Here is a 26,180-nt window from a genome sequence, read left to right as displayed (position 1 = left end):
CCGATTCATAACCGGACAATTATTATTTGACCTTCACGTAAAAGTCAATTTTTCCTGCCGCTTTCGCCTGTTCTGGCCTATCCCGAAATACCGTACCACCAGGTAGCGATGCCCAGAAACGAAAAAAAGCCGACAATGTCCGTTACCGCCGTCACGAAGACAGCAGAGGAAACGGCGGGATCTGCCCCGAACCTGTCGAGAACCAGCGGAATGAGAATGCCTGCCAGCGCCGCCGCCAGCATGTTGAGACACATGGCGGCAGCAATGATTCCACCGATATGGACATCCTGGAACCACACGCCTGCAACGATGCCGATGGCACAGCCGAACAACAACCCGTTCAGGATGCCAACGCCCGCTTCACGCCTGATAATGCGGGCAGCGTTGTGAATATCTAGGCTTTTGGTAGCCAGCGCCCGCACGGACACGGTCATGGTCTGCGATCCGGCATTGCCGCCCATCCCGGCAACCGTCGGCATCAAAATCGCCAGCGCAATGATCTGCTGGATCGTCGCATCGAAAAGGCTGATGACGGAGGCAGACAGAAAGGCGGTAAGGAGGTTAACCGCAAGCCATGGCACACGCGAGCGCGAGGTGCTGGTGATGCTGTCAGACAGTTCTTCGTCGCCCACACCGCCAAGGCGCAGCAAATCCTCTTCGGCTTCTTCCTGAATGACGTCGACCACGTCATCGATGGTGAGCACGCCAACCAGACGGCCGTTATTGTCCACCACGGCGGCGGATAGAAGGTCGTATTGTTCGAAAAGTTGCGCCGCTTCTTCCTGGTCCATTTCGGCCGGAATGGAGTGGTTGGTCTCGTGCATGATCGTTTCGATCTTCACCTGACGCTTGGCGCGCAGCACCTTGTCGAGATCGAGAGCGCCGACAAGCTTGAACGTGGGGTCGATGACGAAGATCTGCGTGAAGGAATCCGGTAGCTCCTCCTCCTCACGCAGATAATCAATGGTCTGTCCCACGGTCCAGAACGGCGGCACGGCAACGAATTCCGTCTGCATGCGACGGCCGGCGGAGCTTTCCGGATAATCCAGCGCCCGCATCAGCCGCACCCGTTCGGTGAACGGAAGTTGCGAGAGGATGTCCTCGCGGTCCTCGTCGTCGAGATCCTCGAGAATGTAGACGGCGTCGTCCGAATCCAGTTCGCCGATACCGGCAGCGATCTGCTCATTCGACATCTGGTCGACGATATCGAGACGGATGCCTTCATCCACCTCGGTCAGCGCCGTCATGTCAAAATCGGAACCCAGCAACCGCACGAGCGCGTGGCGCTGCTCCGGCATGATCGACTCCAGCACGTCGCCGAGTTCAGACTCATGCAGCCGCGCGACATTCTTGCGCAGGAAAAGCAGATCGCGGTCGGCAATCGCCGCCCCCACCATCGCCAGAAAGTCGGAGCGGACAGAGCCGTCCTCGGCGTAGATATCGGAGGGTGCCTCTGTCGGTTTCAACTCTTCGGGCGCGAGAAGATCGTCGTCACGGTCTGTCATCTGGCGTCCCCTTCTCTAAATGCCGCAGTGCACGAATTTGCAGGCAGAATGGCGTTAAAAAGTATATTGTCAACAACCGGATAGGTGAAAAACAACGGGCTTCGGAACTGCGACTAAAATGTCATGGACCGCCCTTTCGCAAGACCATGATTGAAGAGCGCAGCACTCCATGATGATGCAGCGGCAGGCAGTGCACCTCAATCCACACAACGTCCGGAAAGCCCTTGCCGTTCCGTCGGAACCGGTAAGATTGAGATTGACATATGTCGCCCATAGACGATTCTGAAAGAGCCTTTTTTATATATGATTGGCCGTTGCCAAACGGTAAGTATCCCTGGGCGGCCAGGAAAATTTCAGGAAAATCACGACAATGAGCAAGACAGATTTCATCGGCAAGGCTTCCGCCGCCGCAGGTGGCTGGGGCGCGCTTAAAAGCGTTGGCAAACGGCTGATGGAATCCGGCGCGCCGATTTCCGGCGCACGCGCGCTGCTGAAGGCAAACCAGCCGGGTGGATTCGATTGCCCGGGCTGCGCATGGGGCGATCCGGAGCATGGCTCTTCCTTCGAATTCTGCGAAAACGGCGTCAAGGCGGTCGCATGGGAAGCGACGGAAGCCCGGGTGCCGCCGGATTTTTTCGCCACCCGCACCGTCTCCGAACTGCGCGGCTGGTCTGACTACGATCTGGAAAAACAGGGCCGCCTCACCCACCCGATGCGTTACGACCGGGCGAGCGACAAATATCTGCCGGTCTCCTGGGACGACGCCTTTGCCGAAATCGGCGGCGTTCTCAATAGCCTCGACAGCCCGGACCGAGCGGAATTCTATACTTCCGGCCGCGCCTCCAACGAGGCAGCCTTCATCTATCAATTGATGGTGCGGCTTTATGGCACGAACAATTTTCCCGACTGCTCCAACATGTGCCACGAGGCAAGCGGTGTCGGCCTGAAAGCCTCGATCGGCGTCGGCAAGGGCACGGTGCTCCTGGAAGACTTCGAGCAGGCAGACGCGATCTTCGTAATCGGCCAAAATCCCGGCACGAACCACCCGCGCATGCTGGGCGACCTGCGCCGGGCAGCGCTTCGCGGCGCGAAAATCGTCGTCCTCAATCCAATCAAGGAAAAGGGGCTGGAGCGCTTCGCCGATCCGCAGGACAAGATCGAGATGATCACCGGCGGCAACACCAAGATCGCCACCAATTATTACCAGCCCCGGCAAGGCGGCGACATGGCGGTGGTGCGCGGCATGAGCAAGGCGATCTTTGCAGCCGACGACGCCGCAAGGACTTCCGGAGAATCTGCCATCATCGATTACGACTTCATCGCCGAACATGCGGTCGAGTTCGAGGCTTATCGTGATGCCGTCGAGGCGACGACCTGGGAAAGCATTCTCGACCAGTCCGGCCTCACCCGCGCAGAAATCGAAGAAGCCGCCTGCATCTACATGAATGCCGGCTCCGTCATCGCCACCTGGGCCATGGGCGTCACCCAGCATCGCCACTCCGTCATCATGGTTCGCGAAATCACCAATTTCATGTTGCTGCGCGGCAATATCGGCCGCCCCGGTGCCGGTCTTTGCCCGGTACGCGGCCATTCCAACGTTCAGGGTGACCGCACCGTCGGTATCGATGAAAAAGCGCCGCCGGCGCTGCTAGACGCACTGGAAAAAGAACTCGGCGTCGCCATGCCGCGCAAACCCGGCCACAACACCGTCGAAGCAGTAGCCGCCATGCTGGATGGCAAGGCGCAAACCTTCATCGCGCTCGGCGGCAACTTCATGCGGGCAACGCCCGACAGTCCGCTGATCGTCAAGGCTTTTGAAAATCAGAAACTGACGGTCAATATCGCCACCAAGCTCAACCATTCGCATCTGGTGCCGGGCGAAATCTCCTTCGTGCTGCCCTGCCTTGGCCGAACGGAAATCGACCGTAATTCTGCCGGCAAGCCGCAGATTGTCACGGTCGAGGATTCCATGAGCATGGTGCATGGTTCCGGCGGCATCAATCCGCCAGCCTCGGAAGAACTACGCTCCGAAGTCGCAATCGTTGCCGGCATTGCGCAAGCGACCCTTGGCAATGCGCAGGTCGACTGGAAAGCGCTTGCTGAGGATTACGATCTCATCCGAGACATGATCGAGCGGGTCATCCCCGGTTTCGACAATTTCAACGAACGCGTCCGCGTACCGCGCGGTTTTCGTCTGCGCAACACGGCCTCCGAACGGGAATGGAACACGCCGACGAAAAAGGCCGTCTTTTATAGCGGCCCGCTTCCCGAACAGACCGAGCATCAACAGGCGCTCACGGGCGACAATCTTTTCGTGCTGCAGACATTCCGCAGCCACGACCAATACAACACCACGATTTACGGCATGGACGACCGTTATCGCGGTGTTTATGGCGAACGTCAGGTCATCTTCATGAATCCTGCGGATATGGAGGCGCTGGGCGCCCACTCCCGCCAGCGCGTCGATGTCATCGGCGAATATGGCGATGGCGTGGAGCGGATCGCCCAAAATTTCCGGTTGGTCCCCTACAATATTCCGCGCGGTAGTGTCGGCGGATATTATCCCGAACTGAACGTGCTGGTGCCGCTGTCAAGCTATGGCGAAGGCAGCTTTACGCCAACGTCGAAATCGGTACTCGTCTCCTTCCGCCTGCTTGCCGGTTCCGCTTCTTGAACAGGATGGCTTGATGGGTGAGGAACAATCTGCAGCGGCTTTCATGGCAGCGGTGGAGCAGATCGTGCAAGGATCGTCGCAGGCGCTTTCGGCCACGGGCGCGGCGATGCTTCTGGCCATCAATATGGATATCGCCACCGACAGCCGCAGCATCGCCAATCGGCTGGGACTTGCGCATGCCCTCGTCCTGCGCGAAATCTCCGCCCTGTCACCGCGCTTTGTGCGGGTGACGAAACGCGACGCCCGCACCCAGCGCAGTTGGCTGGAGGTCACAGCGGAGGGACAGGCGCTCGCCGCGCTATCCTCTCAAACCTGAAACGAACGGAGCATTCCTTGGCAATCAGGCCGATCCTACCCTACCCCCATGCCGGCCTTTCCGAGATTTGCGCACCGGTCACTGTTTTTGACGACCACCTGCAAAATCTGGTCACGGACCTGATCGACACCATGCGCGCCGCCCCCGGCGTCGGCATCACCGCGGCTCACATCGGTGTAAAACAGCGCGTCTTCGTGCTTGAGCTGACGCCGGGAACCGTGCTGACATACATCAATCCCGAAATCGTCAGTCACTCCGCGCAGACCATGCGGCATGTGGAAGGCAGCGTCTCAATGCCGGGCTTCACCGAAGAGGTGGAACGTCCGTCTGAGGTCGAGGTGAGGTTTCAGGACGTAGTGGGCGTGGAACATCGAGAGAGCGCCAAGGGATTTCACGCCATCTGCATCCAGCACGAGATCGACCAGCTGGATGGTGTGTTCTGGCTGAAGCGCCTGTCGAAGCTGAAACGCGACCGGCTGGTGAAGAAATGGGAAAAATCCCGAAAGCCGTGACGATCAGCTAGCGATCGAAAGAGCAAAGTCCGCGTCGCCCTTCAAAGTGTTGCTGACGGTGCAGATATCTTCGGCCGCATGGGCAATTGCGGCGCGCGTCGCCTCATCGAAACTCCCGGCAATCTCCATCCTGATATCGAAACGAATGATGCGATAGGGCTCCTGCGCGGATTTCTCACCGGAAACGTCAACGAGCACGCTCTCGAAGCCGTCCAGCAACCCCATGCGGCTCGCCGCAATCCGGGCGCTGAGCGCCAGGCATGCCGCAAGCGACGAATAAAGGAGGTCGATCGGATTGAAGCCCGGTTCAGAGACACCCGTAACAATTTCCAGGGCGCCGCCGGTCACTGTCGAAATCAGTGGGCGACCAAGCCGCCCGACCTTGGCGGTGGCGCCAACCGGCCTCAACTTCACCTTTCCACCATCTATCATTCAAATATTCCTAATTTAATCGCGTGCAACCAATCGCATGGAACCAAAACCTGTCTGGCGCTTTTTACTCACACAACGGTGAACGACCGTTGAACCTTTATTATACAGGGAGCTGGGACCTATGGTTACATCTACGCTCGTCAGCATTCTGATCACCTTCCTGGTGATCGTGCTCGTCTTGTGGCTCATCGCACGACTGCCCGTCGGCGGCGGCGCGAAACAGATCGCGCAAGTCATCGTCATCATCATCGGCATTATTTCGCTGCTGAAATATCTCGCCGTCTTCTGATATCACGGTAGCGTGCGAACAGAAAAAGGCGGCGAAAGCCGCCTCTTTTTTGCGCCATTTTTCATGACACTCGATAGCTATTGGCGCGGCTCGAACTGGTAGGTTTTTTTGAGAGTGATATCACGAACGCTGCCGAGACCAAGAAACGGCGTATTTTCAGCATCGAAAATCGCCCTGCCCTTCGCCACGATCCAGCGGATAGAACCATCAGGCAGACGCACCTTGTAGCGCTGGTCGAAAAACACGCCGGTAGTGATGCTTTCGAAAATTGCCCGCGCCACCTGATCGCGCATTTCCACATCTATTCTTTCGAGAATATCCTCAATCGACACACCTCGCGATGCCACCGCTTCGGAAAAGCCATGACACTCCGCGGTGACGGTGTCCATGATCAACCTGTTGTCGGAAATGCTCCACATATAATAGCCGAGCGCATTGTCTGAATCCGCTTTGTCCCCCTGCACGAAAACCTCCAGACCTTTTTTTCTGACAAACGCTAACATCAGACCTCTAATATTCCACCCCTTGTTTTGAGGGGGTATTTAACCGGCTACTACAACGTGTATCGATATCCACCGAAATTTATTGACGAATGATCAGTGGGCCGGTTTTGAAAGCACGATAATTTCAGGGAAACCGTCGCAAAGCCAACCGCTTGCACCTACATGAGCAAGTAATGAAATTTCGAAGGAGGCTCATATGCTGCGAACCGCTCTTACTTTTGGATTGCTGTCGGTAACTGTTTTTCTCGCCGGGTGCCAGACATGGGAAAGTCCTTATCGCGGAAGCGGATGGCGGATGGATCAAGTCATGGATGGCGATCCTTACCGGGTCGGTGACGGTAATCATCAGGACAACGGCACGGCTTCGAATATCATTCGGCGCTGAAGCAGCTCCAGCAAAATTGCATAACGGTTTCACGTGCCAAAATACGTGGAACCAGAGATCACGAGCGCGTCCAATGGTTTGTTTAAACCGGACGCGCTTCAGCTCGTCTAAAGCAATTGACGGATTTCATCGACGTCAAATATTTCAAATTTTTTGGGAGAATGCAAAGCCAAGCAATTGGCAGAAAAAGAAAAAACCCGCCGAAGCGGGTTTCTTTGGTGCGGTCGAGAAGACTCGAACTTCCACGGGTTGCCCCACAGCGACCTCAACGCTGCGCGTCTACCAATTCCGCCACGACCGCATCGTGGTAGGCGTCGACTTGCGCCGACGGGGGTGCATGTAGCAAAAGGATTTTGGGTGCACAAGAGCGTCGTGACAGTTTTTTGAAATTAAAAATCGGCCTGGCCCACCCTATATGCAGGAAGCCCGGAAATGCTGGGGTTGCAGCCTTCTCATCATTTTGCGAGAAGGCTGTGGAAAGGACTTTTTCATGCTCACACGCACGGATATCGAGACAAATATGCTGCCCGTTCCCGGCTCGCCGCCTGTTCGCTGGCGAATCTCGGAAGGTCTCGTGCCTTATGAACAGGCAATAGAAGAGATGGAACGCGAAGTTTCCGCCATAGCCAATGGCGAGGCCGACGAACTCGTGTGGCTTCTGGAGCACCCGCCACTCTACACGGCAGGCACCAGCGCCGATGTTGCCGACCTCATCGAGCCGGAGCGTTTTCCGGTCTTCGCCACCGGTCGCGGCGGCGAATATACCTATCACGGGCCGGGACAGCGCGTCGTTTACGTCATGCTCGACCTGAAACGCCGGCGCCAGGATGTCCGCGCCTATGTTGCCGCGCTGGAGAATGTCATCATCCGCACGCTCGACAAGATGAATGTCCGTGGCGAACGGCGCGAAGACCGGGTTGGCGTCTGGGTCAGGCGTCCGGAAAAACCCCTGCTTCCCGATGGTAGCATGGCCGAGGACAAGATCGCCGCGCTCGGCATCCGGTTGCGCAAATGGGTGAGCTTTCACGGGCTGTCGATCAATGTCGATCCCGACCTCGCGCATTTTTCCGGCATCGTTCCCTGCGGCATCAGCGCCTATGGCGTGACCAGCCTTGTCGATCTTGGATTGCCGGTTATGATCGGCGATGTCGATGTTCTGCTGCGAGAAGCCTTTGAGGAGGTCTTTGGCCCGGCAGTGCCCGAAGCCGGCTCCGGCGGCTGAAACCCGCCGCAACTTTTTTATCGCCTGCCAGTGCATGCAATATCGATCACCAAAAGAGGAGGAACGACCATGTTCACAACGTCAGCCTATGCCTGCGATGACGGTTCTTCGCCGATGAAGCTCGCGACCATCAAGCGTCGCGATCCCGGCCCGCGCGATGTCGAAATCGAAATCGAGTTCTGTGGCGTCTGCCACTCCGATATCCATACGGCCCGCAGCGAATGGCCGGGTTCTCTCTACCCCTGCGTCCCCGGTCACGAAATCATCGGCCGCGTCGGTCGGGTGGGCGCGCAGGTCACGAAATTCAAGGCGGGTGACCGCGTCGGCGTCGGCTGTATCGTCGACAGCTGCCGTGAATGCGCAAGCTGCGCCGAAGGGCTGGAGCAATATTGCGAAAACGGCATGACCGGCACCTATAACTCGCCTGACAAGGCCATGGGCGGCGGCGCACATACGCTTGGTGGTTATTCTGCCCATGTGGTCGTCGATGATCGCTATGTGCTGCGGATCCCCGAAGGGCTCGATCCAGCAGCCGCAGCACCCCTGCTCTGCGCCGGCATAACCACCTATTCGCCGCTGCGGCACTGGAATGCAGGTCCCGGCAAGCGCATCGGCGTCGTCGGTCTCGGTGGCCTCGGCCATATGGCAGTCAAGATCGCCAATGCCATGGGCGCCACGGTCGTGATGATCACCACCTCCCCCGGCAAGGCAGAAGACGCGAAAAAGCTCGGTGCCCATGAGGTGATCGTTTCACGCGATGCCGACCAGATGAAGAAAGCGGCTTCCAGCCTCGATCTTATCATCGACGCGGTTGCCGCCGACCACGACATCAACGCCTATCTTGCGTTGCTGAAGCGAGATGGCGCACTGGTGCAGGTCGGAGCGCCTGAGAAGCCGCTATCGGTGCACGCATTCAGCCTCATCCCCGGCCGCAAGACCTTCGCCGGCTCGATGATTGGCGGCATTCCCGAAACCCAGGAAATGCTGGATTTCTGCGCCGAAAAAGGCATCGCCGCCGAAATCGAGATGATCAATATCGATCAGATCAATGAGGCTTATGAACGCATGATAAAAAGCGATGTGCGTTATCGCTTCGTCATTGATATGAAGAGCCTGCCACGCCAGAAGGCCGCCTGACCTCGTCGAGGGGGAGCGCCCTCTGGCGCTCCCGTTTCCTCGTCGGACCTTTTGGTTGAAAGCGCAGCCCTACCCATGACCAGCCAGACCGGTTTGAACGATGTCGCCAAGGGCATGATGATCATGGCGGGCTGCATGTTCGTGCTGCCCGTCATGGATGCCATCGCCAAATACATGGCGGTGAGCGGCGGAATGTCACCGGCGCAGGTCACTTTCTACCGCTTCTTTTTCCAGCTTCTGTGCACCCTGCCCCTGCTGCTGCTGGTCTCACCCAAAGCGCTGTTCAGCGCCAGACGACCGTGGATGAACTGCCTGCGCGGCGTGCTGCATGCCAGTGCCAGCCTGATGTTCTTCGCCGCCGTCAAATACATGCCACTTGCCGATGTCTTTGCCATCTATTTCGTCGAGCCATTCATGCTGACGATGATGTCGGCCCTCTTCCTTGGCGACAGGGTCGGCTGGAAACGCTGGACAGCGATTGCGGTGGGTTTCGGCGGCGCTCTGATCGTCATTCAGCCGAGTTTTGAGATCTTCGGCTGGACATCGCTCCTGCCGGTCGCCTGCGCATTTCTCTACACGCTCTACCTGTTCCTTAACCGCGCTATCGGCGATGCCGACAGTCCGCTTGTCATGCAGACCATGTCCGGCATTGCCGGCACGGTGTTCATGGCGGCAGCCCTTCTGGCCGGCGACGCCTACGGTGACAAGGATTTCGCGATCTCGCTTCCGCAATCCGGCTTCACCCTCACCCTGCTCATCGTGTTAGGGTCGATATCCGGCTATATGCATCTCCTGATCGTCAGGGCCTTCAGGCTGGCGCCGCTGTCGCTTCTGGCACCATTTCAGTATTTCGAAATCATCTCGGCGACGGTTCTCGGTTATGCGCTGTTTTCGGATTTTCCGACGCCATCGAAATGGCTCGGCATCCTCATCATCGTTGCATCCGGCCTTTTCATCATCTGGCGCGAGCGTGTGCAGACGGAAGCGAACCCGCCGCTCGACGGACAATGACGCCCAGAACGCTTTCAGGCGCCCGAGGGCTGCGGTCCTTCGTCGTGATGGTCCTGCGCCTCCACAAGGCTACCGAGCAGCCACAGCGAAACCTCGGCGGCCTCTCCGGCGGATTTGAAGCGGTATGAGCCGCTATATTTCGGCGTATCGAAAAACGTAACGACGAAACCGTCACCGCTTTCCAGACTTTCGACCCTTATCCGCTCGGGATCGATCATCAGGCACACATAATGGGATCCCATATTGCGCATGAAGCCGGCCTTGTTGTCGTGCAGCCGCACGAAGGCTGCGCCGCCATCCACCGTCATATGCAGGCTTCTGATCGCCTCGGTGGGAAACGCGCGGGCAAAATCCATGATCGCCTGCCCCACATCGTGGTTATTGTCCTCATCCGTTGCCCGTGTCATGCGCCAGGCATAAACAGCGAAGACCGCAAGCAGCACGAAAACGATTATCCAGACCGCCATATTCATGCGGGAAGGCTCCCTCAGCACCGAAACATCGCGATTCGCGAATCGAAACGATGCGAACCCGGCTCAAGCTCTTAAACACCGAGGCTTGCGTGAAGTGTGGCTCTCCGGCCTCGACGCGAAAATTGATCCGATCTGTCTGCGCGATGTGCAGGTCGAGCAATCAGAAACGCTTGAGGAAAGACGCCTTTGCCAGCAGCCATTGCCGGCGAAGCTGCGACAGTTGCACTTCGCCTTCAAACACGCCCGCTCCCGCCTTTCTGGCAGCGGCGATGACCGGGCCGGACAAGGCAACGGGAAGATAGGCCGCAAAGACATTCCGGGACATCTTGGCGCGTCTCGCCTTCTCGATGTGATCAAGCGCGTGCGTTGCAAAAATCTCGATGGCGATGCCGATGCGTTGTTTGTTGTCGCCTTCCAGAAACGTCTCGCGATCAAGCCCGGCAGCCGCGAGCATATCCGCGGGGATATAGACCTGCCCACGACGACGGTGCAGCGGCATCAGCATTAGAATGCCGGCCATGGCCTGCGCAACCCCCGCATGTCCCGCAGCTTCCGCACTTGCTGGAGTGTCTTCCGGCGAAAGCACAAGGCTCGCCAGCTGGATCAGTGCCGAGGCGGTCTCCCCCGCATAGCCTTCGAGCGCGTTACGATCCACGAACAGATCGTCATAAAGATCGAAGATGCGCGCCTCGATCATATTGGCAAGAACCGGTCGCGGCAGGCGATATTGCTCGATCGCCAACAAAAGAGCGGCAGCAACGGGGTGAGACTGGCTGTCCCCATGCGCATTGCCATCAAGGAGATCGCGCCACCATTGCATACGAACTTCGCCAGGCAGCGCCTCGCGCACGGAATCGCGGATTCGGGCAATTTCGGCATTGAAGGCGTAAAGCGCGGCAAGCGCTGCGCGCTTGTCGGCCGGAGACAGAAGGCACGCGAGATAGCGGTCGCGATCGGTGTCGCGCAGCGTCGCGAGGCAGACGTCTAGATTCTCTGTGGGTGCCATGTTTCCCCGCGCGAAACGTCCTGTCAGCCTTCGACGGCAATCAGCGCCGCAGCCACGGCGCGCGATTCCGAAAGCATGATATTATAGGTGCGAACGGCAGCACCCGTGCTCATCGGATCGACCGAAATGCCCGCTTGCCTGAAGGCTTCGCGCAATTCCTTCGGCAAGACCCGCATGCCATCACCCGTGCCGATCAAAAGCACCTCGATATCCTGCGCATCAGCCAGAACCTTGTCGAAATGCTCAAGCGTCAATTCTTTCACATCAACCGGGCTCCAGCCGTGAATGCCGGAAGGCAACAACAGGAGAGAGCCGCGGTGCGACATGTCTGCGAAACGGAAACCGCCATTGCCATAGGCATCGATGGGCGCCCGGCCGGGAAAATGGGCCGGGCGTATTTCAATACCGCCGGCCATCAGACGGCAGGCTTGCCGCCGATGGCATTGCCGGACTTCTCATCCTTCTCATCTTCCGCATCCTTGCTGTCGGGACGCAGCTTGAAGGCGATCAGCACCGGAGCCGCGATATAGACCGAGGAGAACACGCCGATGCCGACGCCGAACAACATTGCGAAGGTGAAGGAACGAATGACCTCGCCACCGAACAGATACAGTGCCAGCAGTGCCAGAAGCACGGTCAGACCGGTAAGGATCGTGCGCGAAAGGGTCTGGTTCAGCGATACGTCGATGATCATCGAAAGTGGCATCTTCTTGTATCGCCGGAGGTTTTCACGGACACGGTCGTAGATGACCACCGTATCGTTCAGCGAATAACCGATGATCGTCAGGATCGCTGCGATACTGGTCAGGTTGAACTCTATACCCAGGAAGACGAACAGGCCGATGGTGAAGACCACGTCGTGCACCATCGAGATGACCGCACCCAGTGCAAACTGCCACTCGAAGCGAACCCAGATGTAGATCATGATCGCCGCCATGGCGAGCACAACGCCGATCGTGGAGGTCACGGTCAGGTCACCGGACACGGCCGGACCAACGACTTCCACGCGACGGAAATCATACTTGTCCTGCAACTCGCCGCGCACCAGGGTGATTGCCGACTGCTCGGCATTTTCGCCGCCGTCCTGCGCCTGAATGCGGATGAGAACGTCCTGCGGCGTGCCGAAATTCTGTGCCTGGATTTCACCGAGGTTCAGCTGGTTCAGACGCTCGCGAATATCTGCGAGATCGGCCTCACCCTGCTTGGCGCGCACTTCGATAACCGAGCCGCCCTGGAAATCGATGCCGAGGTTCAGGCCCTTGGCGACGAAGCCGCCGACGCAGGCGAGCATGATCACACCGGTGATCATGAAAACCACACGGCGATAACGCATGAACGGAATGTCGCGACCGTCGAACATGGCGGTGCGTACACCCTTCGGCAGATGTTTCGGACGGCTGCGGCGAACCCAGTAGCCAAACATCCAGGCCGTCAGCGTATAGGCCGTGAAGACGGTGGTGATGATACCGACCGCAAGCGTGACGGCAAAGCCCTTGACCGGACCCGTACCCATGTAGAACAGCACGCTTGCAACGATCAGCGTCGTCAGGTTGGCGTCGATAATGGTCGCAAAGGCGCGTGTGAAACCATTATCCAGTGACTGGATCAGCGGTTTTCCGCTCTTCACCTCTTCGCGTATTCGCTCGTAGATCAGAACGTTGGAGTCCACCGCCATACCGATCGTCAAGACGATACCCGCAATACCGGGCAAGGTGAGCGTAGATCCGATCACACTGAGGACGGCGATCAGCATGACCACGTTGACAATGAGGGCGATGTTCGCAAGCAGGCCGAAGAAGCCATAAAAGACGAACATGAAGATGAGGACGCCGACAGCACCGATGGCGCTCGCCGTGAGGCCGGCGGTGATAGAGTCGTTACCAAGGCTCGGACCGACGGTGCGTTCCTCAACCACGGTCAACGTGGCCGGAAGTGCGCCCGCACGCAACAGGACTGCAAGGTCGTTGGCGCCCTGAACCGAGAAACTGCCGGAAATCTGTCCCGAACCGCCGATGATCGGCTCACGGATGACAGGTGCGGAAATGACCTGATTGTCGAGCACGATGGCGAAAGGCTTGCCGACATTCTGCTGCGTCGCCTGCGCAAAGCGCTGCGCACCGCGGCTGTCGAAACGGAAGGTGACGACGGGTTCGTTGGTCTGCTGGTTGAAGCTTGCCTGCGCATCGACGAGGTTGTCGCCGGAAACGAGCGCGCGGCGTTCCACCAGATAGGGAACCGGCGGATCGTCCTGCGAATAAAGAACCTCTGAGGTCGCGGGCGGACGGCCATTCATCGCTTCCTGCACCGGCATGGTGGTATCGACCATGCGGAAGGACAGCTTTGCCGTCTGGTTGAGAAGCGATTTCAGGCGCTGCGGATCCTGGAGGCCCGGCACCTGTACGATGATGCGGTCGGAACCCTGACGCTGGATGAGAGGTTCGGTGGTGCCGACTTCGTCAACACGGCGGCGCACGACCTCGATGGACTGCGACACGGCCGAGGACAGGCGATAATCCACGCCTTCATCGGTCAGGTTGAGCCGCAGCAGATTGTCGCCGCCGTCGTTCATCGTCACTTCTGTGATGGAACCGCCGACCAGCGTTCCGGCGGACACCGGCTGCGTCAGGTCGCGAAGCGCGGTTTTCGCCGCTTCATACTGAGCGGGATCGCTGATGCGAACCTGGATCTGCTGGCCATTGCCCGTAAGGCCCGAATAGCGGATGTTGGCGTCGCGAAGCTGCGTGCGCACGTCACCCACGATCGTTTCAAGCCGTTCCTTGACGATGTCGGAACGCTCGATCTTGAGCATGATGTGGGAGCCGCCCTGAAGGTCGAGACCGAGCGTTACCTTGTTGTCCTTGTACCAGGCAGGCATGCCCTCCAGCTGCTTGTCCGAAAACAGGTTGGGAGATGCGATGAAGACGCTTGCCAGCACAAGCAACCAGATAAAGACTGTTTTCCAACGGGAAAAATGAAGCATTTCGATCTCGGTCAGGGTTGGGGTTGCGCGATGCGCAACCCGTCAAATTCGGAAGCGGACGTTCAATTATCCGGCAGGATCAGGAAGCGGCTTCCGTCTTGACCACTTCGCCCTTCACGCGCACTTCGGCAATGTAAGCACGAGCGGCACGGATTTTCACGCCTTCGGCGATTTCGACTTCGAGTTCATTGTCGTCGATGACCTTGGTCACCTTGCCAACGATGCCGCCACCAAGAACGACCTGATCGCCACGGCGAATATTGGTCAACGTTTCCTGACGCTTCTTCATCTGCGCGCGCTGCGGGCGAATGAGGAAAAAGTACCAGACCACCATAAGCGGTGCAAACAGGAAAAGCATCTCAAGGCCGGAACCGAATGCAGACGCGCCGCCCGCCGTGTCCTGGGCAAAAGCTTGACTAATGAACATATAAAACTCCTCAACGATTACAGCACGACCTCGTATGCCGCCCCAGCTTTCAAGCCGCCGGAATATAGTGGGGAACGCCGGGAATGCAACAGATGCAGAAGCCACGCCGTACCGATTCCGGACCTCTTAACCTTTATGGGCCTGAAACGCCATGCTAGGCCGGGTTGAAAACATCGTTATGAACATCGGATAAGCGGAAGAAACACCATGATTCGAGAAGAGACGGCCACCCTGCTTCTTGCCGAACTGCGCCGGCTTAACGTCGCCATGGAACGGCTGGCAGGCCCGGCACCTGCCGTGAACGACTGGAATGCGGCGGATTGCTTTGTCTGGACGCCGGTCAATTCCTTTCTGCAGCCGGTCTCGCGTCCGAACCGCATTGCGCTGAAACTCATTCGCGGCGTCGATCATGTGCGCGATATCCTGCACGAGAACACACTGCGTTTTGCCGATGGTTTTCCCGCCAACAACGTGCTGCTCTGGGGCGCACGCGGCATGGGCAAATCCTCGCTGGTCAAGGCCGTTCACGAAGATGTGCGCGCCGCAAGCGGCGTTCCCTTGAAGCTGGTCGAGGTGCATCGCGAAGATATCCACACCCTGCCCGCCTTGCTGGATATATTGAAAGCTTCCGGCGAACGCGTCATCGTCTTCTGCGACGACCTCTCCTTCGATCACGACGACACGGCCTACAAGTCGCTGAAGGCAGCCCTCGATGGCGGCATAGAGGGGCGTCCGGACAACGTGCTGTTCTATGCCACGTCCAACCGCCGTCATCTTCTGCCGCGCCACATGATGGAGAACGAGCAATCGACCGCCATCAACCCTTCGGAAGCTGTTGAGGAAAAGGTCTCGTTGTCGGACCGCTTCGGCCTGTGGCTCGGCTTCCACAAATGCGGCCAGGAAGACTATCTGACGATGATTGACAGCTATGCCGAACATTTCGATCTCGGCCTTGATCGCGAAACCCTGCATCACGAGGCGCTGGAATGGGCGACCACGCGCGGCGGCCGCTCCGGTCGCGTCGCCTGGCAATATATTCAGGATGCCGCCGGGCGCCTGAGAAAATCGATCGACAGATAACGCCACCGTGACATCTGGCGAGAGCCGGTGTCGTTGCGGCTATAGGCGTTGTCGTATTCCCGACCGCCACATCGCCCGCCAAATGGTTTGCTGCACATATCCGGCGTAATGCCGGGTATCTGCGGCGGGCGGTGATCAAGAGGCAGGCGACGTTTGTCCAAACGCGCCGATTGTTCTTCTTTCCATCCCTTCGCCGATTGAGATTCCACGCGAGCCGCATACGGGTTCGCGCATGAGTTTTGACGATATCCTGTCCGCGGAGGAGCGGGCCGGTATTGGTGTTCAACCCAAGGAGGAGATGGATATGAGCAAAAACAGAGGCGTCGTCTATTTGCGCCCCGGCCAGGTCGAGGTCCGCGACATCGATGATCCGAAGCTGGAGGCGCCGGATGGCCGCCGTATCGAGCACGGTGTCATTCTCAAGGTTATTTCCACGAATATCTGCGGTTCGGACCAGCATATGGTGCGCGGCCGCACCTCGGCGATGCCCGGCCTCGTCCTTGGCCATGAGATCACCGGCGAAGTCATTGAAAAAGGCGTCGACGTCGAGATGCTTGATATCGGCGATATCGTCTCGGTGCCGTTCAACGTCGCCTGCGGTCGCTGCCGCTGCTGCAAGTCGCAGGATACCGGCGTGTGCCTGACGGTGAACCCCGCCCGTGCCGGCGGCGCCTACGGTTATGTTGATATGGGCGGCTGGATCGGCGGACAGGCCAGATACGTCACCATTCCCTATGCCGACTTCAACCTTCTGAAATTTCCCGACCGCGACAGGGCAATGTCCAAGATCCGCGACCTTACCATGCTCTCGGACATCCTGCCGACCGGCTTTCATGGCGCGGTCAAGGCCGGCGTCGGTGTCGGCTCCACGGTCTATGTCGCGGGCGCCGGTCCGGTCGGTCTGGCGGCTGCCGCATCTGCCCGTATTCTCGGTGCCGCCGTCGTCATGATCGGTGATTTCAACAAGGATCGCCTTGCGCACGCCGCCAAGGTCGGCTTCGAGCCCGTCGATCTTTCCAAGGGCGACCGGCTGGGCGACATGATTGCCGAGATCGTCGGCACCAACGAGGTCGACAGCGCCATCGATGCCGTCGGTTTCGAAGCGCGTGGCCATTCGGGCGGCGAACAGCCGGCCATCGTTCTTAACCAGATGATGGAAATCACCCGTGCCGCCGGCTCGATCGGCATTCCCGGCCTTTACGTCACCGAAGACCCAGGTGCGGTCGATGCCGCAGCAAAACAGGGCAGCCTGTCGCTTCGCTTCGGTCTCGGTTGGGCCAAGGCACAATCTTTCCATACCGGCCAGACGCCGGTGCTGAAATACAATCGCCAGCTCATGCAGTCGATCCTGCACGACCGCCTGCCCATTGCCGACATCGTCAATGCCAAGATCATCGCACTCGACGACGCCGTACAGGGATATGAAAGCTTCGACCAGGGTGCCGCAACCAAGTTCGTGCTCGATCCGCATGGCGATCTGCTGAAGTCGGCCTGATAACGGCGGCTTAAGACCCGCGAGATGGGAAACGCCCGCGATAGATATTGTCGCGGGCGTTTTTGCCAGCATTCACATTGTCACCATCAGGTGAAATCATGGATTAACTTCAAGCATCGCCTCCAGCTCGGAGGTGGCCAATGGTGAGAGATAGGGTCGAAACAGGCTGGACACCTGCCGAAGTCCCCAGTCCAGCTGCTGCGGCCCGAATTCGGTGACCCCTTCCTGAAGGTTGAGATAAGCCGCCCAATAGGTCGAGACGATCCAGAGATTGGTAAGCAGGGCCTCCCGCTCGGTTTCTGGAATCTCTGCAAGCCCTGCCCTCTCCATCCGGCTGACGATATCATCAACGGCAAGTCGCATTGCCGCGCTTATGCCGCGAACCGGCTCCACCAGCGCAGGTGCGGAGGAAAGAAGGCCGACAAGATCACGAAACAGGAAGCGGTAGTTCCACACCAGCGAAAACCAGAGCCGCAAAAAGCCAGCATATGTCGATGCGGCTACTTCGTCTTCTTCGTCAATCTTTGCGACAACCGCCAGCGCGTCGGTCTCGAACAGGGCAAACAGCGCCAGCACCAATGCCTCCTTGGTGCGGAAATGATAATAAAGATTACCCTCGTTGATATTCACTGCCCTTGCGATCTCGGCTGTGGTTACGTGATCAGGCCCCCTCTCGTTAAATAGTTGGAGTGCGGCAGCGATTATTCTCTGTCGTGTGGGGGAAGGACGCCCCGTCGATCGTCCGGCCTCGCTTTTCTTCATTGATATCGGACCCCGCTATTGAAACCTAAGGTGCACACCTTAAATGAATAAAATAAGGTAAACACCTTAACAAATAAATTTGAGTGTTCAACGCGAATAAAGGACCTGTCCATGCCCGGAACCGACCTTCGCACCCCGCTCCCGGATACATCCGCTGCGGCACCCGTATCGAAATTCGCCACAGCACGTTTGGCCCTCTCACTCATCCGCAACCCGCTGAACGCATTGCCACCGGAGATTTTCAACGAACCGGCGGTGTTTATCCGTGTCGGCGGTACGATGCGCGTCCATCTTGCCGATCCTGTCCTTATTCATGAGGCCCTCGTCAAGAACGCCCATCTGCTCGGCAAGGGTGAGGACGTGCGCCGCGCGCTTGGCCCCGCTCTCGGACAGGGCCTTCTGACCGCCGATGGCGATCACTGGAAATGGCAACGGCAATCGGTTGCCGCCGCCTTCCGGCACGAAAAGCTGCTGGAACTGCTGCCCGTCATGATCGAGGCGGCGGAGCGAACCGGCAGGCGCTGGCGCGCATCTCCTTTCGGTGACATCGATATCGGCCATGAAATGATGCGGACAACCTTCGACATCATCGTTGAGACCATGATGTCCGGCGGCCACGGGATCGATATCGGGCGCGTGGAGCAAAGCATCACCGACTATCTGAAACCGACAGGCTGGACCTTCGCTCTAGCCATGCTGGGCGCACCGGAATGGCTCCCTCACCCCGGTCGGCGCAAGGCCCGGGCCGCTGTCGGTTATCTGCGCTCCAGCCTGTCGACGGTGATTGCGGACCGGCGGCAGAACCCCGTCGAGAGAAACGATCTGGTGTCCATGCTGCTTGAGGCGAAGGACCCCGAGACGGGACGCATGATGAGCGACAAGGAAATCGTCGACAATCTGCTCACCTTCATCACCGCCGGTCACGAAACGACCGCGCTCGGTCTGGCATGGACGTTCAATCTGCTGTCGCAACACAGCGACGTGGAGCGGAAAGTCGTCGAGGAAATCGCAGCCGTCACGGGTGGAAATCCCGTCGCCGCAGAGCACATCGCCCAACTGACCTATACCAGACAGGTATTTTCCGAGGCGATGCGGCTTTACCCACCTGCCCCGGTGGTCACCCGCACGGCGTTGCAGGATCTCAAGCTCGGCGACCATGATATTCCTGCCGGAACCGTTCTTTATGTGCCGATCTATGCCGTCCACCGGCACACGGCGCTATGGGACGAACCGGAACGTTTCGACCCTTCCCGCTTCGAGCCGGAAAAGACCAAGGCGCGCCACCGTTACGCCTACATGCCCTTCGGTGCAGGTCCGCGTGTCTGCATCGGCAATGCATTTGCGATGATGGAGGCCGTGTCGATCCTGGCGGTGCTGTTGCAGAACGTCCATCTCGAAAACAGATCAGCAAGTCCGGCAGAGCCACTGATGAGGGTGACGTTGCGGCCGCAAAGCCGCTTGATGATGCGTATCACCGACCGCAAAAACAAATCGCCCGCGGCGTGAACCACCGCGGGCGACTATTAATCCGGGAAAACACCCGTCACCGGGCAGTGACGATCAAAGATCGACGTCGAGGATTGCCATGGAGAAGTTGTACGAGCGGTCGCCGTCCTCGTCATCGATGTAGACAACGCCAAGGAACTCTTCGCCAAGATACACTTCGGCGGAATCGTCCTTACGGGGACGCGCCTTCACAACCATCTTTTCATTGAAGGTGCGCTTGAAATAGGCGTCGAGTTTTTTGATTTCGTCGGCTTTCACCACTATTCTCCTGTGCGGTTCGGGTTGCGCCGCTTTTGGCATGGGACAAAGGCGAAAGTAAAGTGAAAGCGGCACATCGCCAATGTCTTTCACAGGCCATGTCGTTCACGCGAAGCCTTCCACACGGACGATTGAGAAAATATCGGACCCGTCAGATATCGGCTCCGATGACCTGATCCATCAGGCGCGAGGGTTCGGAACACCCTGCCTCTCCCACCACGCGCGCCGGCACACCGGCAACGGTGGTCTTAGGCGGGACCGGCTTCAGCACCACAGAACCGGCGGCGATGCGCGAGCAGCTGCCGATCTCGATATTACCGAGGATTTTCGCGCCCGCTCCGATCATCACGCCATTGGCGATCTTCGGATGACGGTCCGCCCCCTCCTTGCCGGTGCCGCCAAGCGTCACGCCATGCAGGATGGAAACGTTGTCGCCGATAACGGCCGTCTCGCCGACCACAAGCCCGGTGGCATGATCGAGGAAGATACCCTTGCCGATGCGTGCTGCCGGATTGATATCCGTCTGGAAAATGCTGGACGAGCGGCTTTGCAGATAAAGCGCCAGATCCCTGCGGCCCTTTTGCAGCAGCCAATGGGCAAGGCGGTGCGTCTGGATGGCCTGAAACCCCTTGAAATAAAGGAGCGGCTCCATGAAGCGCGTGCAGGCCGGATCGCGATCGTAAACCGCCTGGATATCGACGCGCAGCACGCTGCCCCATTCGGGCCAGTCATCCAGCATGTCCTGAAAGGTCTGGCGCAGAAGAACGGCCTGCATATCGGGATGATCGAGGAGTTCACAGATGCGATAAATCACGCATTCTTCCAGAGACCGGTGATTGAGGATTGTCGAATAAAGGAAAGCCGAAAGCAGCGGGTCCTGCGCCACGGCGCTTCGCGCTTCATGCAGCAAGCTGCCCCAGATCGGATCGACGATCGCCAGCTGTTCCGGCTGACGGGCCTCGGTACGTGCGACCATGAATGGTCTCCTCGTTTGCAGTAGTCGTTCTTTATACAGAAAAAGACGTGCATAAGAAATGGGATTCGAATGACGACTTTAAAGGCGGCAAGGCTTCAGTTTTTCTTCATGCAGCATGAAAAACCGTTTCTTGCCGCCACCCATCAAAGGCTGCGGTAAAATTCCAGAACCGCCGCCTTGAACACCCGGTCGCCAACGGCCAGCATGTGGTCACGGCCGGGAATGTCGATAGCGCGCGCATGCGGCATGATCGCCGCAAGTTCGGCACCTGATCCGGCGATATCGTCATTGGTTCCGACCGCGATCAGCGTCGGCGCATCTATCTTTGCGACCTGTTCGCGGCTGACGAGGACACGCGACGTCTCGATACAGGCGGCGAGTGCCAGCCGGTCGCTTTTCGTCTGGTCGGCAAAGGCGCGGAACATGCGGCCGCGCTCATGCGTGACGACATCGAGCGAGGGGGCCAGCAGCGCTTCGGCGATCGGATCCCAGTCGCCCACACCTTCCACCATGCCGATGCCAAGTCCGCCGAAAACCAGTGAGCGGACACGCTCCGGATGTGCCATCGCCAGAAAGGCCGAAATGCGTGCGCCCATGGAATAGCCCATCACATGAGCCTCCGCGATGCCGAGATGATTAAGCAGCGCCACCGCATCGCCGGCCATGACGGGCGGATAATAGGCTTGCGGATCATGCGGCTTGTCGCTTGCGCCATGGCCGCGATTGTCGATAGCAATCACCCGGTAACCGGCGTCACCAAGCGTTTTCAGCCAGCCTGGATGCACCCAGTTGACGTTGGCGCTGGAGGCAAAGCCGTGAATCAACAGAACCGGATCGCCCGCCGGATCACCCTCATCGAAATAGGCAAGGCGAAGGCCGTCATGGGAAAAATCGGAAAATTGCGGCATGTTGAGATTCATCAAGGACATCCTTTTTGCCGGACCATATGGCAGGAAATCGCAATTTTGAACATGTTTTCCTGACGATTTTTATGGAGATGCAATGCGTTTGAGGCTACATATCCGCAGCAATAAGCCCATGCTCGATGACGACCTGCGGCTTAACCACGATATTGCATTTGGAGACGAACATGGCCGGGCATTCCATTCCCCACTTCCAGAACGATGGCGGACACAGCGTGATCGAGATCGGCGTCAAGGAATTCATGTGCACCGGCGCTTCGGTGCCTTTCGATCATCCCCACATCTTCATCGACATGGGCGACGACAACGAGAAGGTCTGTTCCTATTGCTCCACCCTTTACCGCTACAATCCGTCGCTGAAGGCCGAGCAGACCAATCCTCCAGGCTGCGTCTTCCATGTGAAGGCCGCCTGACCTTCCACATTTCCTGATCGGGGCGCGACATGCCCATCAAATCCGTAGCCATCGTCGGTGCCGGCATCGCCGGTCTCACCGCAGCGCTCTCTTTTGCCCGCCAGGGCATCAGCTCTGACATCGTTGAACAGGCCGGCGAACTGACGGAAGTCGGTGCGGGCCTGCAAGTATCGCCCAATGCCGCCCGCATCCTTGCCGAACTCGGCGTGATGGCTGAGATAGAGGCGCGTTGGACCGAGCCGGTCAGTGTCGATCTGGCCGATGGCAAATCGCTTGCCACGTTGCTTTCCTTACCCGTGGGTGCGACGGCCCGCACACGCTGGGGCGCACCTTATGGCGTGCTGCATCGCTCGACGTTGCAAAACGCGCTTCTCAATGCGGTAACGCGCAATCCGCTCTGCCGCCTGCATCTTGGCAAACGTATCGAAAACGCGACGACAGACGTCATCGCTGCAACCACGTTCCGCGATCACGACCTGATCGTCGGCGCAGACGGTGTCTGGTCCGCGGCCCGTTTCGCTGTCCCCTCCGCCCCAACTGCCACCTTCTCCGGCAATATTGCCTGGCGCTTCACGGTCGCGGCAAAAGATGTGCCGTCAGCCATCAACAAAAGCGCCGTCACCGCCTATCTCGGTTCGGGTGGCCATATCGTCGCCTACCCACTGAAGGAAGTCGGCGGCTTCAACATTGTGGCCATCGCACTCGGCGCCGATCCCGGCGCAACATGGCGAGCGGAATCGAGCGGCCAACAGAAAGCCATGCTGCTTGCGCAGTTTCGCGGGTGGAGCCCGGATATCGTTCGGCTGCTGGCATCGTCGGAAAATCCGACCTTCTGGCCACTTTATCAGGCCGGTCCCGGACGCTGGCACAATGGTCGCGATACGGTGCTGATCGGCGACGCTGCCCACGCGATGATGCCCTTTGCCGCACAGGGGGCGGCGATGGCCATCGAGGATGCATTTGAACTGGCGGGCACATTGACCGGAACATCCCTGCCCGTACCACAGGCCCTTGCCGCCTTCGAAGCCCTGCGTCTGCCGCGCATAGAAAAGGCCCGCAAGCGGGCCTCTCTCAATCGTTTCGCCTATCACGCCACAGGCCCGGTTCGGCTTGCCCGGGACTTCGTCTTCTCGACACGTCCGAGGGAAGCCTTCCTGAAGGACTTCGACTGGCTATACGGCTACCGCGCCAAAAGCTGAGGTTAGACCGCGGCTGCCGCCGCAAACCCGGCCTCGAGATCCTTCTTGAGGTCGGCGATATCTTCAAGCCCTATCTGCAGACGGATGACCGGACCTTCCGACGGGCCTTTGGCAATCGTCCTGTCGACAAGCGACACCGACACGGCAAGCGATTCGTATCCACCCCAGGAATAGCCGAGCCCGAAGAAGGTCAGCGCATTCAGGAATGCCGCCGCAGTCTGCTTGTATTTGCCCTCTTCGGCCTTCAGCACAAAGGAAAATACGCCGCTCGCGCCCTTGAAATCGCGCTTCCAGAGTTCATGCCCGGCAAAGCTCGGCAGGGCCGGATGCAGAACGCTCACGACGTCGTCGCGGCTTTCCAGCCAGGTGGCGATGTCGAGGGCGCTTTTCTGGTGGTGCGCAAGTCGAATGCCCATGGAGCGCATGCCGCGCAGGATCTGATAGGCGTCATCAGGCGTCACGCAGATGCCAAGATTGGTGTTCGCCTGATAAAGCGTCTTCCAGTGCTTTTCATTGGCGGAAACAAAGCCCATCAGGACATCGGAATGACCTGACGGATATTTGGTGGCGGCATGGATGGAAACATCGACACCGAAATCGAGCGGCTTGAAATAAAGCGGTGTCGCCCAGGTATTGTCCATCGTCACGACGCAATCGTGCCTATGGGCAATCTCGGTGATCAGCCGAACGTCCTGAATCTCGAAGGTATTGGAACCCGGCGCTTCAAGATGCACCAGCTTGGTATTCGGGCGGATCAGCGCTTCGATACCCGTCCCGATCGCCGGGTCGTAATACTCCACCTCCACACCAAGCTTCTTCAGCATCGTGTTGCAAAAGCGGCGTGTGGGAAAATAAACCGAATCGACGATCAGCGCATGATCGCCGGCGCCAAGATAGGCGAGGAACGGCACGGTGATCGCCGCAAGGCCCGATGGCACGAGAATGGTTCCGAAAGAACCTTCCAGCTCGTTGACGAGATTGCATAGCGCATCGGTCGTCGGCGTGCCGTGGGTGCCATAGGTGTATTTCTGGTTTTCGGTCGAAAGCGTCTCGGCATCGGGGAAAAGCACGGTAGAACCGCGCACGATGGGCGGATTGACGAAACCGAAACAGTCGGCGGGATCGTTGCCGCCATGGGTCAGGCGCGTATTCATACCTGCGGTGGAAAGCAGGTCATTGGTCTTGGTCATTTCAGATCAGCTTTCGAAGGGATATTGACGCGAGCGACAATGCGGAGAGCCGGAGGCAAGGTCAAGTCCCGCAGAACATTCGTAGATGGGAGGATTGATCCACCCGGCAACAGCATACAAGAAGTATACAAAAATCGTGCAAGTGTATTTTTCCGCAAAAATATGCTTATATTTTCACCCTTTGCACACTTCCCGACCAAAATTTGGAAAATTCCGTTTTATAGGCACAATTATTGTCAGCATGTCTTGACCCCGCTGCCAATTACGATTGTGATAGAAAAAGCGGATCGAAAAGATCTGCTGAAGGGGGGAGCTGGGGCAAAAACAATATGCCGGTCCTCTTCCGATTGACGATAACAAACAAAGGTTGGGAAAAATGAAAAAGGCAATTCTGTCGGCCGTTATCGGCGCAGCAGTTTTGGGAGGAGCCTCGGTCGCTTCGGCTGCGACGCTTCAGGACGTGAAGTCGAAAGGTTTCGTCACCTGCGGCGTGAGCGCTGGCATTCCGGGATTTTCCAATCCCGATGACAAGGGCGAATGGTCCGGCATCGACGTGGACTATTGCCGCGGTATTGCCACTGCGGTTTTCGGCGATCCTACAAAGGCTAAATTTGTCGCTCTTTCGAGCAAGGACCGTTTTCCGGCTCTCCAGTCTGGCGAGGTCGACGTTCTGACCCGTAACACCACCTGGACGATCAGCCGCGACACATCGCTCGGCTTCAACTTCCGTACCGTCAACTATTATGATGGCCAAGGCTTCATCGCCAAGAAGGGCCTCAACGTGAAGTCCGCGCTTGAGCTTTCCGGCGCCGCTGTCTGCGTTCAGACCGGCACGACCACCGAGCTCAACCTTGCCGACTACTTCAAGACCAACAACCTGCAGTACAACCCGGTTGTTTTCGAAAAGGAATCCGATGCGACTTCGGCTTATGATTCCGGCCGTTGCGACGTTTACACCACCGACCAGTCCGGTCTGTACGCTATCCGTCTCAAGCTGAAGAACCCCGATGACAACATCGTTCTGCCTGAAGTGATCTCCAAGGAGCCGCTTGGACCGGCCGTTCGCCAGGGCGACGACCAGTGGTTCGACATCGTCACGTGGGTTCACTACGCGATGGTCAACGCCGAAGAGCTGGGCATCACGTCGAAAAACGTCGACGAGCAGAAGAACAGCGCCAACCCTGATATCAAGCGTCTGCTTGGTACTGAAGAAGGCACCAAGATCGGTACCGATCTCGGCGTGACGAACGACTGGGCCTACAACATCGTCAAGAAGGTCGGCAACTACGGCGAAGTCTTCGACCGTAACGTTGGCGCCGGCTCGCCGCTGAAGATCGAGCGTGGCCAGAACGCGCTTTGGACCAAGGGCGGCCTGCAATACGCACCGCCGGTTCGTTGATCGGGACTATCGTTGGCTAAGGACTGAAGGGAGGCTGGGCAATGCCCGGCCTCCACTTGAAATTATAGAATAAGCTCGCAAAGAGCATATAAAAGGGAAAGGTGCCT

Annotated in this window: 27 protein-coding genes and 1 tRNA gene; 14 read left to right on the top strand and 14 right to left on the bottom strand. The window is 58.3% G+C overall.

From position 1 onward, the window contains the following. Positions 1-77: 77 nt before the first annotated feature. On the bottom strand, positions 78-1,505 hold the full coding sequence (gene mgtE, locus AC5SEO_RS21060; RefSeq protein ID WP_013636179.1) for a magnesium transporter: 1,428 nt from the start codon (positions 1,503-1,505) through the stop codon (positions 78-80). 370 nt (positions 1,506-1,875) lie between these two features. Between mgtE and AC5SEO_RS21055 the strand changes: the two genes are divergently transcribed. The 3 genes from AC5SEO_RS21055 to AC5SEO_RS21045 are packed head-to-tail and all read left to right on the top strand — an operon-like array spanning position 1,876 to position 5,007. After that, on the top strand, positions 1,876-4,179 hold the full coding sequence (locus tag AC5SEO_RS21055) for an FdhF/YdeP family oxidoreductase (protein ID WP_174061350.1): 2,304 nt from the start codon (positions 1,876-1,878) through the stop codon (positions 4,177-4,179). A gap of 13 nt (positions 4,180-4,192) precedes the next feature. Then, positions 4,193-4,495 carry a hypothetical protein gene (locus tag AC5SEO_RS21050; protein WP_174061351.1) on the top strand — a complete coding sequence of 101 codons (303 nt, stop codon included), beginning with the start codon at positions 4,193-4,195 and terminating at the stop codon, positions 4,493-4,495. A 17-nt stretch (positions 4,496-4,512) separates the two neighbouring features. Then, on the top strand, positions 4,513-5,007 hold the full coding sequence (locus AC5SEO_RS21045) for a peptide deformylase (protein ID WP_173992635.1): 495 nt from the start codon (positions 4,513-4,515) through the stop codon (positions 5,005-5,007). Positions 5,008-5,010: 3 nt separating this feature from the next. On the opposite strand, the gene AC5SEO_RS21040 is transcribed toward AC5SEO_RS21045, so the two are convergent. Next, positions 5,011-5,439, bottom strand: a complete 429-nt coding sequence (locus AC5SEO_RS21040; protein WP_003515329.1) for an OsmC family protein — start codon at positions 5,437-5,439, stop codon at positions 5,011-5,013. A gap of 121 nt (positions 5,440-5,560) precedes the next feature. Between AC5SEO_RS21040 and AC5SEO_RS21035 the strand changes: the two genes are divergently transcribed. After that, positions 5,561-5,728, top strand: a complete 168-nt coding sequence (locus AC5SEO_RS21035; protein ID WP_003502827.1) for a Thivi_2564 family membrane protein — start codon at positions 5,561-5,563, stop codon at positions 5,726-5,728. A gap of 77 nt (positions 5,729-5,805) precedes the next feature. On the opposite strand, the gene AC5SEO_RS21030 is transcribed toward AC5SEO_RS21035, so the two are convergent. Further along, positions 5,806-6,231, bottom strand: coding sequence for a PAS domain-containing protein (locus tag AC5SEO_RS21030; RefSeq protein ID WP_174068365.1), 426 nt, complete (start codon positions 6,229-6,231; stop codon positions 5,806-5,808). A gap of 196 nt (positions 6,232-6,427) precedes the next feature. Between AC5SEO_RS21030 and AC5SEO_RS21025 the strand changes: the two genes are divergently transcribed. Then, entirely contained in the window at positions 6,428-6,616 is a 189-nt protein-coding gene (locus AC5SEO_RS21025) for a hypothetical protein (protein WP_080580964.1), read from the top strand. A 216-nt stretch (positions 6,617-6,832) separates the two neighbouring features. On the opposite strand, the gene AC5SEO_RS21020 is transcribed toward AC5SEO_RS21025, so the two are convergent. Further along, positions 6,833-6,917 (bottom strand) — tRNA-Leu (locus AC5SEO_RS21020). Between the two features lie 189 nt (positions 6,918-7,106). Between AC5SEO_RS21020 and lipB the strand changes: the two genes are divergently transcribed. The 3 genes from lipB to AC5SEO_RS21005 all read left to right on the top strand — a co-directional run bounded on the left by lipB (position 7,107) and on the right by AC5SEO_RS21005 (position 9,986). Beyond that, entirely contained in the window at positions 7,107-7,838 is a 732-nt protein-coding gene (gene lipB / locus AC5SEO_RS21015) for a lipoyl(octanoyl) transferase LipB (protein WP_174068366.1), read from the top strand. Positions 7,839-7,907: 69 nt separating this feature from the next. Further along, the gene (locus tag AC5SEO_RS21010; RefSeq protein WP_003515339.1) at positions 7,908-8,975 is read left to right on the top strand and encodes an NAD(P)-dependent alcohol dehydrogenase; all 1,068 of its coding nucleotides are present in this window, start codon (positions 7,908-7,910) and stop codon (positions 8,973-8,975) included. Positions 8,976-9,050: 75 nt separating this feature from the next. Beyond that, a complete protein-coding gene (locus tag AC5SEO_RS21005) occupies positions 9,051-9,986 on the top strand; it encodes a DMT family transporter (protein WP_038491061.1) in 936 nt (311 codons plus the stop codon). Positions 9,987-10,000: 14 nt separating this feature from the next. Here the strand turns inward: AC5SEO_RS21005 and AC5SEO_RS21000 are convergent, their stop codons facing one another. From AC5SEO_RS21000 to yajC, 5 genes are all read right to left on the bottom strand, one after another. Then, positions 10,001-10,459, bottom strand: a complete 459-nt coding sequence (locus tag AC5SEO_RS21000) for a hypothetical protein (protein ID WP_003515343.1) — start codon at positions 10,457-10,459, stop codon at positions 10,001-10,003. 160 nt (positions 10,460-10,619) lie between these two features. Then, entirely contained in the window at positions 10,620-11,465 is an 846-nt protein-coding gene (locus AC5SEO_RS20995; RefSeq protein ID WP_038491063.1) for a phytoene/squalene synthase family protein, read from the bottom strand. A 23-nt stretch (positions 11,466-11,488) separates the two neighbouring features. Continuing rightward, on the bottom strand, positions 11,489-11,881 hold the full coding sequence (locus AC5SEO_RS20990) for an Mth938-like domain-containing protein (protein WP_003515346.1): 393 nt from the start codon (positions 11,879-11,881) through the stop codon (positions 11,489-11,491). Next, positions 11,881-14,445: a protein translocase subunit SecDF gene (gene secDF / locus AC5SEO_RS20985; RefSeq protein ID WP_003515348.1), complete on the bottom strand. Its 2,565-nt coding sequence runs from the start codon at positions 14,443-14,445 to the stop codon at positions 11,881-11,883. Before secDF ends, AC5SEO_RS20990 begins: the two co-directional genes overlap by 1 nt. 79 nt (positions 14,446-14,524) lie before the next feature. Further along, a complete protein-coding gene (gene yajC, locus AC5SEO_RS20980; protein ID WP_003515350.1) occupies positions 14,525-14,872 on the bottom strand; it encodes a preprotein translocase subunit YajC in 348 nt (115 codons plus the stop codon). 207 nt (positions 14,873-15,079) lie between these two features. Between yajC and AC5SEO_RS20975 the strand changes: the two genes are divergently transcribed. Beyond that, the gene (locus tag AC5SEO_RS20975; protein WP_013636188.1) at positions 15,080-15,952 is read left to right on the top strand and encodes an ATP-binding protein; all 873 of its coding nucleotides are present in this window, start codon (positions 15,080-15,082) and stop codon (positions 15,950-15,952) included. 304 nt (positions 15,953-16,256) lie between these two features. After that, the gene (gene fdhA, locus AC5SEO_RS20970; protein ID WP_025593503.1) at positions 16,257-17,447 is read left to right on the top strand and encodes a formaldehyde dehydrogenase, glutathione-independent; all 1,191 of its coding nucleotides are present in this window, start codon (positions 16,257-16,259) and stop codon (positions 17,445-17,447) included. Positions 17,448-17,543: 96 nt separating this feature from the next. Here fdhA and AC5SEO_RS20965 read toward each other — a convergent pair whose 3' ends face one another. Beyond that, a complete protein-coding gene (locus tag AC5SEO_RS20965) occupies positions 17,544-18,209 on the bottom strand; it encodes a TetR/AcrR family transcriptional regulator (RefSeq protein ID WP_013636190.1) in 666 nt (221 codons plus the stop codon). Between the two features lie 111 nt (positions 18,210-18,320). Between AC5SEO_RS20965 and AC5SEO_RS20960 the strand changes: the two genes are divergently transcribed. Then, positions 18,321-19,715: a cytochrome P450 gene (locus AC5SEO_RS20960; RefSeq protein WP_174068367.1), complete on the top strand. Its 1,395-nt coding sequence runs from the start codon at positions 18,321-18,323 to the stop codon at positions 19,713-19,715. 54 nt (positions 19,716-19,769) lie between these two features. Here AC5SEO_RS20960 and AC5SEO_RS20955 read toward each other — a convergent pair whose 3' ends face one another. The 3 genes from AC5SEO_RS20955 to AC5SEO_RS20945 all read right to left on the bottom strand — a co-directional run bounded on the left by AC5SEO_RS20955 (position 19,770) and on the right by AC5SEO_RS20945 (position 21,869). Beyond that, the gene (locus AC5SEO_RS20955; protein WP_003515356.1) at positions 19,770-19,973 is read right to left on the bottom strand and encodes a DUF3126 family protein; all 204 of its coding nucleotides are present in this window, start codon (positions 19,971-19,973) and stop codon (positions 19,770-19,772) included. Positions 19,974-20,124: 151 nt separating this feature from the next. Further along, positions 20,125-20,949: a serine O-acetyltransferase gene (gene cysE, locus AC5SEO_RS20950; RefSeq protein WP_003515358.1), complete on the bottom strand. Its 825-nt coding sequence runs from the start codon at positions 20,947-20,949 to the stop codon at positions 20,125-20,127. A 143-nt stretch (positions 20,950-21,092) separates the two neighbouring features. Next, positions 21,093-21,869 carry an alpha/beta fold hydrolase gene (locus tag AC5SEO_RS20945; RefSeq protein WP_174068368.1) on the bottom strand — a complete coding sequence of 259 codons (777 nt, stop codon included), beginning with the start codon at positions 21,867-21,869 and terminating at the stop codon, positions 21,093-21,095. Between the two features lie 170 nt (positions 21,870-22,039). Between AC5SEO_RS20945 and AC5SEO_RS20940 the strand changes: the two genes are divergently transcribed. Beyond that, complete coding sequence (locus AC5SEO_RS20940) at positions 22,040-22,285, top strand: zinc-finger domain-containing protein (RefSeq protein ID WP_003495891.1); 246 nt, start codon at positions 22,040-22,042, stop codon at positions 22,283-22,285. Between the two features lie 29 nt (positions 22,286-22,314). Further along, positions 22,315-23,484: an FAD-dependent monooxygenase gene (locus AC5SEO_RS20935; protein ID WP_174068369.1), complete on the top strand. Its 1,170-nt coding sequence runs from the start codon at positions 22,315-22,317 to the stop codon at positions 23,482-23,484. A gap of 2 nt (positions 23,485-23,486) precedes the next feature. On the opposite strand, the gene AC5SEO_RS20930 is transcribed toward AC5SEO_RS20935, so the two are convergent. Then, complete coding sequence (locus AC5SEO_RS20930) at positions 23,487-24,674, bottom strand: cystathionine beta-lyase (RefSeq protein WP_003515364.1); 1,188 nt, start codon at positions 24,672-24,674, stop codon at positions 23,487-23,489. Positions 24,675-25,050: 376 nt separating this feature from the next. Between AC5SEO_RS20930 and AC5SEO_RS20925 the strand changes: the two genes are divergently transcribed. Then, positions 25,051-26,073 (top strand): amino acid ABC transporter substrate-binding protein, encoded by a 1,023-nt coding sequence (locus tag AC5SEO_RS20925; RefSeq protein WP_003515366.1) that lies wholly within the window; start codon positions 25,051-25,053, stop codon positions 26,071-26,073. The last annotated feature ends 107 nt before the right edge of the window (positions 26,074-26,180 follow it).

Source organism: Agrobacterium sp. K11 (assembly GCF_059429395.1).
The sequence above is the reverse complement of the archived record's forward strand: the minus strand, read 5'-3'. Positions and strand labels throughout refer to the sequence as shown.